We start from the raw sequence: 353 nt of genomic DNA on the forward strand, positions 1-353 counted from the left end.
TGAGCCGTCCCGGTAAGTCCGGAGACTCCCGATCTTGGGAGGATTCGAGTTATGGGACGTGCAAGCAGGTATCCCGCTGAGCTTCGAGAGCGCGCGGTGCGGATGGTGGCCGAGGTCCGCCCGCAGTACCCCTCGGAGTGGGCGGCAATCACCGCGGTGGCCGGCATGTTGGGAATCGGTACTGCGGAGACGCTGCGGACCTGGGTTCGTGGCTCGCAGGTCGATTCCGGTCAGCGACCCGGTGTGACCTCGGCGATGGCCCAGGAGAACAAGGCGTTGCGCCGCGAGATCGCTGAACTGCGCCGCGCCAATGAGATCTTGAAAGCAGCGGCGATTTTCTTCGGGGCCGAGCT

The 353-nt window shown here is 65.2% G+C and carries 1 protein-coding gene; it reads left to right on the forward strand.

Going from position 1 to position 353, the window contains the following annotated elements:
* Positions 1-51: 51 nt before the first annotated feature.
* Positions 52-353 (forward strand): transposase (locus LI94_RS21550; protein ID WP_046302543.1); only part of this gene is annotated, 302 nt, incomplete at its 3' end.

It is taken from the genome of Mycobacterium sp. UM_Kg27 (assembly GCF_000972905.1).
Taxonomy (GTDB): Bacteria; Actinomycetota; Actinomycetes; order Mycobacteriales; family Mycobacteriaceae; genus Mycobacterium.